This window comes from Roseateles sp., assembly GCF_039929605.1.
GTDB lineage: Bacteria > Pseudomonadota > Gammaproteobacteria > Burkholderiales > Burkholderiaceae_C > Pelomonas.
In genome coordinates, this window is sequence record NZ_JBDSQX010000003.1 from 19,917 (window position 1) to 28,937 (window position 9,021).

Annotated in this window: 8 protein-coding genes; 7 read left to right on the forward strand and 1 reads right to left on the reverse strand. The window is 69.9% G+C overall.

All coding sequences use genetic code 11. The features are described 5' to 3' along the window. Positions 1 to 8: 8 nt before the first annotated feature. On the reverse strand, positions 9 to 785 hold the full coding sequence (locus tag ABIS05_RS00495) for a hypothetical protein (protein ID WP_348010430.1): 777 nt from the start codon (positions 783 to 785) through the stop codon (positions 9 to 11). A 167-nt stretch (positions 786 to 952) separates the two neighbouring features. On the opposite strand from ABIS05_RS00495, the gene ABIS05_RS00500 reads away from it, so the two are divergent. From ABIS05_RS00500 to ABIS05_RS00530, 7 genes are all read left to right on the forward strand, one after another. Then, entirely contained in the window at positions 953 to 1,540 is a 588-nt protein-coding gene (locus tag ABIS05_RS00500; RefSeq protein ID WP_348010431.1) for a winged helix-turn-helix domain-containing protein, read from the forward strand. Between the two features lie 17 nt (positions 1,541 to 1,557). Continuing rightward, entirely contained in the window at positions 1,558 to 3,606 is a 2,049-nt protein-coding gene (locus tag ABIS05_RS00505) for a hypothetical protein (RefSeq protein ID WP_348010432.1), read from the forward strand. A gap of 128 nt (positions 3,607 to 3,734) precedes the next feature. After that, complete coding sequence (kynB, locus tag ABIS05_RS00510) at positions 3,735 to 4,391, forward strand: arylformamidase (protein ID WP_348010433.1); 657 nt, start codon at positions 3,735 to 3,737, stop codon at positions 4,389 to 4,391. After that, positions 4,388 to 5,641, forward strand: coding sequence for a kynureninase (gene kynU / locus ABIS05_RS00515; protein WP_348010434.1), 1,254 nt, complete (start codon positions 4,388 to 4,390; stop codon positions 5,639 to 5,641). Before kynB ends, kynU begins: the two co-directional genes overlap by 4 nt. A 2-nt stretch (positions 5,642 to 5,643) precedes the next feature. Next, positions 5,644 to 6,471 carry a tryptophan 2,3-dioxygenase gene (kynA, locus tag ABIS05_RS00520; protein WP_348010435.1) on the forward strand — a complete coding sequence of 276 codons (828 nt, stop codon included), beginning with the start codon at positions 5,644 to 5,646 and terminating at the stop codon, positions 6,469 to 6,471. 252 nt (positions 6,472 to 6,723) lie between these two features. Next, on the forward strand, positions 6,724 to 8,004 hold the full coding sequence (locus tag ABIS05_RS00525) for a surface lipoprotein assembly modifier (protein ID WP_348010436.1): 1,281 nt from the start codon (positions 6,724 to 6,726) through the stop codon (positions 8,002 to 8,004). Next, positions 8,001 to 9,021 (forward strand): FecR family protein (locus ABIS05_RS00530; protein WP_348010437.1); only part of this gene is annotated, 1,021 nt, incomplete at its 3' end. The genes ABIS05_RS00525 and ABIS05_RS00530, both read left to right, overlap by 4 nt.

A 9,021-nucleotide genomic window follows, 5' to 3' on the forward strand; every position in this document is an offset into this window, starting at 1 on the left:
CAGACCGCTCAGAAAATCACCGTGCTGTCGATGTTGCCGCCGAGCGACTGCACGCTGTCGCGGTTGGTGCCATTGCTCAGCAGCCACACGCCCCGCGCAGCGCCCGATTGCATGCCGATGTTCTTGTTGCCCATCACGAAGCTGCTCTCGACGATCATGTTGCTGGTCTGGATGCCGTTTTTGCCGTTATGGCCGACCCGGCTGCCCCGGATGAGCCCGTTGCCAACGGCGATCCCCGTCGACCCGTTGAGATCGACGATGCTGTCGATGATCGACATGCCCGCGAAGGTCATTGCGGTTGCCACGCCGTATCCCTCGTTCTGCGTGATGTGCATTCGCAGCAGCGTTTCGCCCTCGACCCCCCGCACACCCTGGCCGAAACCGCGCACGGTGCCGTCACGCACGACGAAGCCATTGAAGGCGCCCTTGAAGGAACTGTCGATGCCGGTGCTGAAACCGGCGCCGAAAGCGCAGGACACCACGCGTGTCTGGCTGTTGCGCGTGCAGCTGACGCTGCCGCCCAGCGTGAAGCCGTTCATGTCGATCGTCACGTCATCAGCGGCGATCTGAATACCGTCCGTGCCGCCCGGCACGCTGAGGTTGCCCACCAACTTGTAGAGCCCGGGGCGCGTGATGGTGATCGGATAACCCGGCGCGTCGCCTGGGGTGATGTTGCCGGCCAGGGCCTTGTTCTGGTCGATGGTGACCTGGGCTTGCGCCAGGCTGGCGGCAAGAGTCAAGGCGCAGGCGGCGCTAAGTTGGGTGATGCGGGTGAGAGCGTTCATGTGGGTCCAGAGTGGGTGGGTTGGTGTGTGTGAAGAAAGCCGTTTCGGCGTGACCGCAGTGTCTGGAGAGCCGCCCCGGAAGTCGTCAGACGGCGGTCAGGCTTTGGTCACACCGGCGTCAGTGACAAAAGTCAGCGGCAACAAGTCGACGACACAATCCGCCCCCAATGAACCCTGAACCCGCAGCGCTGTCGCCAGCCCCGCAAGGCCCGGTGGCCTTCGGGCCTTATGTGTTGGATGCCGCCCAGGCCCGTGTCACCCGTGCCGGCCAGCCGCTGGCCCTGGCAGGCCGGCCGCTCCAGGTGCTGGCCCTGCTGGCCGCCCACCCGGGCCGCTTGCTGAAGAAGGACGAGGTGCTGGATGCCGTCTGGGGCCATCGGCACGTCAGTGAATCGGTGCTCAAGGGCGCAGTAAACATGCTGCGCCTGGCCTTGGGCGACGATGCCAAGGCGCCGCTGTACATCGAGACCGTGCCGCGCCTGGGCTACCGTTTTGCGGCTTCGGTGCAACCGCTGGCGGCCCAGGCCGGCAACACGAGCGGCACCGGTTTGGGCGTGAGGCCGCAGGCGGATGCCACCTCGCCCGGCAACCTGCCCGGCAGTGGCGAAGCCCTGCTGGGCCGTGCCACCGAACAGGCCTTGTTGACGAGCTTGCTGACCCACCACCGTCTGGCCACGCTGACGGGGCTGGGCGGCGTCGGCAAGACGCGGTTGGCGCTCGCCACGGCCGCTGGCTGCTGCGCCTGGAAGACCTGACCGACCCCGCCCTGATCGTGCCGAGCCTGGCGCAGCTGCTGCACCTGGGCGAGCACGCGGCCGGCAGCGCTGCGGCCCTGGCCCAGGCGCTGGCCGGTCAGCGCCTGCTGCTGTTGCTGGACAACGCCGAGCACCTGGTCGACGCGGTGGCCGAGTTGGTCAGTGCCGTACTGGCCGCAGCGCCCGGCGTTTGCCTGCTGGTGACCAGCCAGCTGCCTTTGCGCCTGGGCAGTGAACGCGTGCTGCCCTTGGCCCCGCTGGCCCTGCCCAGCGACAAGGGCGACAGCGCGCCGCCGCCCGAAGGCTATGCCGCCGCGCAGCTGCTGTGCGCGCGCATCCACCAGTTGCTGCCGCAATGGGCGCCGCAGCCGGCCGAGCACGCTGACATCGCGGCCATCTGCCGAGCACTGGACGGCGTGCCGCTGGCGCTGGAACTGGCCGCCGCCCGGGTGCCCATGTTGGGTGTGGCCGGCGTGCGGCTGCGCCTGGACCAACGCTTCGCCCTGCTCACACGCGGCCCGCGTGACGCCGCCGCCCGCCACCGCACGCTGGCCGCAGCCCTGGATTGGACGTTCAGCCTGTTGGCCGACGCAGAGCGCGAAGCCTTGCAAAGCCTGGCCGTGTTCGCCGGCAGCTTCAGCGTCGAAGACGCCGAAGGCTTGCTGGGCGACGACGTGGCGCTGGAACTGCTGGAGGAACTGCGCGCCCGGTCACTGGTGGTGGCCGACACCACGCCGCAAGGCCTGCGCCTGCGCCTGCGCCTGTTCGACAGCGTACGACGCATGGCGCTGGACGGCCTGGCCGAGACCGGCCGCGAGACGGATGCTCGCCTGCGCCACCTGCGCTGGATGGCACGGCGCTTCAAAGACCTGCGCCGCACCGAACTGTTCACGCCCACGCTGCACTGGCTGCCGCTGCTGCGGCCCGACATCGACAGCCTGCGTGCCGCGCTGCGCTTTGGCCTGGCCCCTGGTGCCCCGGCCGAAGCGGTGGACACGGCCGCCGCCTTGGCCGCCAGCAGCATGCACCTGTGGCTGCGCAGCGGCAACCGGCGCGAAGGCTGGGCCTGGCTGCAGCGGGCGCTGGCGCTGCAAGCGGCCCAACCGCCCGTGCTTTCGGCGGGCACGCAATTGCTGCTGGACGACGCCCACGGTGTCTTCACCAACCACGGCCAACTGGGCGACCCCGTGCAGGCCCTGGCGGCGATACGCCGTGCGTTGCTGGGGCACGCCCAGGCGCAGGACCACGTGGCCAGCTACGTGGCGCTGAACAACAAGTTCTCCTTGCTGAACCGCGTGGGCGAAGCCTTCGACGGCAGTGTCCTCGTGGCGCGCATCGGCGCCTGCCTGCAGGCCGGCTGGCCGCCCTTTGCCCGCCGCCACCACGCGCGCATGCAGGCCATGCTGTGCCGGCAGCGCGCGGACTGGGCCGGCATTCTGCAGGGCATGGAGCAATGCGCCCAGATCTGCCGCAACGCAGGCGCCAGTTTCGAGGCCTGGCAGGCAACGTTCACGATTGCGCAGGCGCTGTCGCTGCTGGGCCGCGACGAGGAAGCCTGCGCGCGCTGCCAGGCGGCGGTAGACGAGGTGCGGGCTCACGGCCTGCTGCGCGAACAGCTCTTCCTCGTGGCCACGGCTGCGTCGCTGCAACTGCGCATGGGCGGGCCGCAGGCGCACGCGTCGGCGCTCGAAGCCCTGCACCTGCTGTTGGCCGACGACATGGTCTGGTGGATGGCCGACGCCCTGCCCTGGGCCGCGTGGCACGCCGGCCGCACGGAAGACGCACGCCAGCTGCAGGCCTGGGCCGATGGCCTGGTGGACGCCCGCGGCGAAAAGCGCGGGCCTTTTTACAGCCGCATGCGCGAGGCGCTGGTTGAGCAGATGGCCACGGCCGCAGGCATTGAAGTCGATTCAGCGGGGCCCCGGGTGATGGACCAGCGCCAGGCCATCGACCTGGCTCTGGGCGCCGGCACGGCCGCGCAGTTGATGCCGCCTCAGGCCGCGCACGGCGCGGATGGAATCAACGGCGTCAAGGGCAACGACAGGCGTGTGAACAGGCGCTGGTAGCGCCCTCCTCGGAACGGCGATTGCCGACCTTGGCGCCTGTGCGGCAAAGCCGGACGCAACGCCGGTTGACATGGAGTTGGAATTAACCGACACCACGATGCATCCGCCGCCGCTATGGTGCCGCCGCCATGAGCAGTTCCAACGCCCTTCCCCACCCCTCGCCCCGCCTGTGGGATATCTCGCCCACCGTCGCGCCTGACGCGCCGATCTTCCCGGGTGACGAGCCCTACGCGCTGCGCTGGACAGCCCAGTTGTCGCCCGGCTGCCCCGTCAACCTCAGCGCCATCACGATGTCGCCCCACGTGGGCGCGCATGCCGACGCGCCGCTGCACTACGCCAACGACGCGCCGGCCATCGACCAGGTGCCGCTGGACACCTACCTCGGCCGCTGCCGCGTCATCCACGCCCTCGGCGCGGCACCGCTGATCACGGTGGCGCACCTGCAGCACGCTGCAGCCGACCTGCCCCCGCGCGTGCTGGTGCGCTGCTGCACGCGGGCCGACACCGTGTGGAACCCCGCCTTCACGGCCTACGCACCCGAGGCCGTCGAATGGCTGGCCGCGCGCGGCGTGCGGCTCGTCGGCATCGACACACCGAGCGTGGACCCGGCCGACTCCAAGCTGCTCAGCAGCCACCAGCAACTGCGCCGACTGGACTTGCGCGTGCTGGAAAACCTCGTGCTCGACGACGTGCCCGAGGGCGACTACGAACTGATCGCCCTGCCCCTGAAACTACAAGGCGCCTGCGCTTCGCCCGTGCGCGCCATCCTGAGGGAATTGCCATGAACCTTGACGACGCCAAGCGGCTCGACGCCGCCGACCCCCTGCGCAGCCTGCGCAAGCTGTTCACGCTGCCCGAGGGCATCACCTACCTCGATGGCAACTCGCTGGGCGCCCTGCCTCGCGCCACACCCGAGCGCATCCAGCGCGCCGTGGAGCAGGAGTGGGGTCAGGGCCTCATCAAGAGCTGGAACACCGCGGGCTGGATCGACCTGCCGCGCCGCCTGGGCGACCGGCTGGCGCCGTGGCTGGGCGCGCGCCCGGGCGAGGTGCTGGTGGCGGACTCCACCTCGGTGAACCTCTACAAGGTGCTGCACGCGGCGCTGCAACTGCAGCAGGGCAAACGCAAGATCGTCGTCAGCGAGCGCAGCAACTTCCCGACCGACAACTACATCGCGCAGAGCGTGGTGCGGGCGCACGGCGGCGAGTTGATCCTGGCCGAGCGGCCGGAGGACATCCCGCCGCTGCTCGACGAGCACTGCGCCGTGCTGATGCTGACGCATGTGAACTACCGCAGCGGCCGCATGCACGACATGGCGCTGCTGACGCGCTGGGCCCACCAGGCCGGCGCGCTGGCCGTGTGGGACCTGGCGCACAGCGCCGGCGTGGTGCCCATCGACCTGCTGGGCAGCGCGGCCGACTTCGCCATCGGTTGCGGCTACAAATACCTCAACGGCGGCCCCGGCGCGCCGGCTTTCGTGTGGATGCACCCGCGCCACGAAGGTCAGGTGTGGCAGCCGCTGACCGGCTGGCTGGGTCATGCGTCACCCTTCGATTTCGACAGCGAATACCAGCCCGCGCCCGGCATCCAGCAGTACCAGTGCGGCACGCCGGCCTTGCTGTCCATGACGGGGCTGGACACGGCGCTGGACGTGTACGACGCCGCGCTCAAGCTGGGCGGCATCAAGGCGCTGCGCAACAAGTCGCTGGCGCTGACCGAGGCCTTCATTGGCGAGGTGGAGGCGCAGGTGCCGGGCGCCGTCATCGCCACGCCACGCGAGGCGTCGCTGCGCGGCTCGCAGGTGTCGTTCGCGCTGCAGAGCGGCGTGGACGGCTACGCCGTCATGCAGGCGCTGATCGACCGAGGCGTCATCGGCGACTTCCGTGCCGGCGACCCCGAGCTGCTGCGCTTCGGCTTTGCGCCGCTCTACAACGGCTTTGCCGATGTGGTGCACGCGGTGGACACGCTGGCCGACATCCTCTCGACCGAAGCCTGGGACACGCCGCAATTCACCAATCGCTCGAAGGTGACCTAACCGTGACCACGCAAGAACACCACGGCGCCCAGCTCGACTTCTCCAAGGAGATGAGCTACGGCGACTACCTGCAACTCGACGCCATCCTGACCGCGCAGAAGCCGCTCTCGCCCGACCACAACGAGATGCTGTTCATCGTGCAGCACCAGACGTCGGAGCTGTGGATGAAGCTGATGCTGCACGAGCTGCATGCGGCCATCACCCACGTGGCGGCCGACCGCCTGCCCGAGGCCTTCAAGATGCTGGCCCGGGTGTCGCGCATCATGGAACAGCTCGTTCACGCCTGGGACGTGCTGGCGACGATGACGCCGCCCGAGTACAGCGCCGTGCGGCCCTACCTCGCCAAGAGCAGCGGCTTTCAGAGCGCGCAGTACCGGCGCATCGAGTTCCTGCTCGGCAACAAGAACGCGGCCATGCTGAAGCCGCACGAGCACCGGCCCGACCTGCTCGCCCAGGTGCAGCAAGCCTACGAGGCGCCGTCGCTCTACGACGAGGTGCTGAAGCTGATGGCCCGCCGCGGCATCGCCGTGCCGGCCTCGCACACGCAGCGCGACTGGACCCAGCCCTACGCGGCCGATGACGGCGTGAAGGACGCCTGGTTGATCGTCTACCGCGCGCCCAAGGACCACTGGGACCTCTACCAGATGGGCGAGGAACTGGTGGACCTGGAGGACGCCTTCCGCCTCTGGCGCTTCCGGCATGTGACGACGGTGGAGCGCGTCATTGGCTTCAAGCGCGGCACGGGCGGCACGGGTGGCGTGAGCTATCTGCGCAAGATGCTGGACGTGGTGCTGTTCCCCGAGTTGTGGGCGTTGCGCACGGAACTCTGACTCGGCCGAGCCGGGCGGGCCCGGCAGCACAGCGCCCGGCGGTTACCTGTTGACAAACACATCCGCGACGGATGTCACGGGCGCTGCGGCGCCAAAACCTCAGAACGTCGAGCGTTGGCTGAAGATGCGGCGACCGCAATGCAGCCGAGCATTGCGGTCGAATGAGAGGTTTCGTTGCTCCACCTGTTTTCCAGGACAAGGGCCGCCGCGCTCGGGCTGCGCAGCCGGCTTTGCGCGTTCGCCATTTCCCTGTTGTCTGTCTCGAACGCCTTCGCCCAGGATGTGTTGCTGGACGACGCACACGCTCGCCTGGACCGGCATGACGCCGCCGGCGCCTACACACTGCTGGCCGGCGCCGAGGTAACCCGCGCGGGCGATGCTCGCTTCGACTACCTGCTGGGCGTCGCCGCACTCGACGCCGGCCATATCACGCGCGCCATCTTTGCGCTAGAGCGCGCCGTGCAGCAGCGCCCCGAAGACATGCTGGCCCGCGCCGAGCTCGGCCGCGCCTACCTGGCCGCGGGCGATGCCGATGCCGCGCGCGAGCAGTGGCGCCTGGTGCGCCGTGCCGACCTGCCGGCCGGCGCTGCGGCTGCCATCGACCGCGTGCTCGGCGTGGTCGACCAGGTGGCACCGGCTGCCGGCCCGAGGGTGTCGGGCTATGTCGAACTGGGCGTTGCCCACGACAGCAACGTCAACAGCGCCACCCACCAGGGCGGGTTCGCGATCCCCGCGTTCGGCGGCATCCTGTTCCAGACCACGCCGGAGAACCGCCAGCGACATGACCTGGTGCTCTCCAGCGCGGGCGGCATGAATGCCGAGGCGGCGCTGTCGCCGTCCTGGAAGCTGGTGGCTGCGGCAAATCTTCGCGCCACGGTGGACCGTGTCGTCCACGACATGAACACTGTTTTCATCGACGGCACGGCCGGCCTGCGCCACACCGCCGGCACGCAGAGCCAGCTCATTGCGCTGCAGAACAACACGGCCTGGGTCGGCGGCAGCCGGTACCGCACGGCCAATGGCCTGACGGCCCAGTGGCAAGCGCAGCTCGACGCCACGTCCCAGGCCAGTGTGTTCGGCCAGTGGTCGCGCCAGGCCTACAAGGGGCAGGCGGAGCGCGACACCGACCGCCTGCTGCTCGGCGTTGGCGGCGCGCGCCAGTTCAACGGCGCCGGGCCGCTGGCCTACGGCAGTGCCTACGCCGTGCAGGAGCGCGCCAGGGCATCGGCTTTCGCCAACTTCGGCCACCACGGCGCCGGCCTGCGGCTGGGTGTGGAGCAGCGCCTGGCGGCCACGGTGACGGGCTTCGGTGAATGGCAATACGAACGGCGCCGCTACGGCGGCACCGAGCCGTTCTTCGACATGGCTCGCCGGGACGGGCAGAACGACTTTTCCGCCGGCCTGCGCTGGAGCGCCAACGCGCGCTGGCAGTGGGTCGCCCAGGCCCGCCGCGCGCGGGTCGGGTCCAACGTCGTGCTGTACGACTACGCGCGCAACGTCTTCCAGATCACCGCCCACAGGAGCTTCCAATGAGCCGCATCCAGGGCCTTCGACACCGACCGGGCACGCCCCGGGGCCACTCCCCCGCGCCGGCCACCGGCCTTCGCCATGCGCTGGCAGCAGCGGCGCTGTGCGTCGTCAACGGCCTGGCCTGGGCGGCACCGGCGGCCACGGCCCTGTTCACGAGCGGAGACGTGCGCGTGGTCTCGGCCAAGGGCGTGGCCCGCGAGCTGAAGACCGGTGAAGCCATCGAGTCCGGCGAAACGGTGCGGACCGGCAAGGGCCGCGTGCAGTTGCGCATGGTCGACGGCGCCATGATGGCGCTGGGCGAACGCACGACGCTGCGGCTTGACGACTACCACCTCGCCAGCCCCGCCGGAGACGACGAACGCGGCTTCATGAGCCTGCTGGGCGGCGGCTTGCGCACCATCAGCGGCACCATCGGCAAGCCCCGCACCAGCAACTACAAGCTCGACACCCCATCGGGCACTATCGGCATCCGCGGCACCGAGTACACCGCCGACGTAGACAACGGCTTGCGCGTCGGCGTGATCGGCGGCCTCGTGGCGGTCTGCAACGACGGCGGCTGCGTCGATGTGCCCAAGGGCTCGTCGGCCTACGCGCCGAACCGTTCGGTGAAACCAGGCGTCAGCGTGCAGCAGCTGATGTACCTGCAGCCGGCCAACGCGGCCGAGGCCGGCACGGTGGTCGCTGCGGGCCCGTCGCCCCAGACCCCGCGGCGTACATCGGGCGACAAGGTCGCTGAGGATCTCGCCTCCCCGGTATCCACTGCACCGGCACCTGCGCCACCGCCAGCTCCCACACCGGCTCCCGAGCCAGCGCCTGCCCCAGCGCCCGCTCCCGCACCCGCACCCGCGCCCGCACCCGCGCCCGCACCTGCACCTGCACCTGCACCTGCACCTGCACCTGCACCTGCACCTGCACCTGCACCTGCGCCTGCGCCTGCCCCAACGCCAGCACCTGCACCTGCCCCAACGCCGGCACCCGCACCCGCACCTGCCCCAACGCCGGCACCCGCACCCGCACCTG

Coding starts and splice junctions, on each gene's coding strand:
- kynB (WP_348010433.1), top strand. CDS start 3,735: ATGAGCAGTTCCAACGCCCTTCCCCACCCCTCGCCCCGCCTGTGGGAT.
- ABIS05_RS00500 (WP_348010431.1), top strand. CDS start 953: ATGAACCCTGAACCCGCAGCGCTGTCGCCAGCCCCGCAAGGCCCGGTG.
- ABIS05_RS00495 (WP_348010430.1), bottom strand. CDS start 785: ATGAACGCTCTCACCCGCATCACCCAACTTAGCGCCGCCTGCGCCTTG.
- kynU (WP_348010434.1), top strand. CDS start 4,388: ATGAACCTTGACGACGCCAAGCGGCTCGACGCCGCCGACCCCCTGCGC.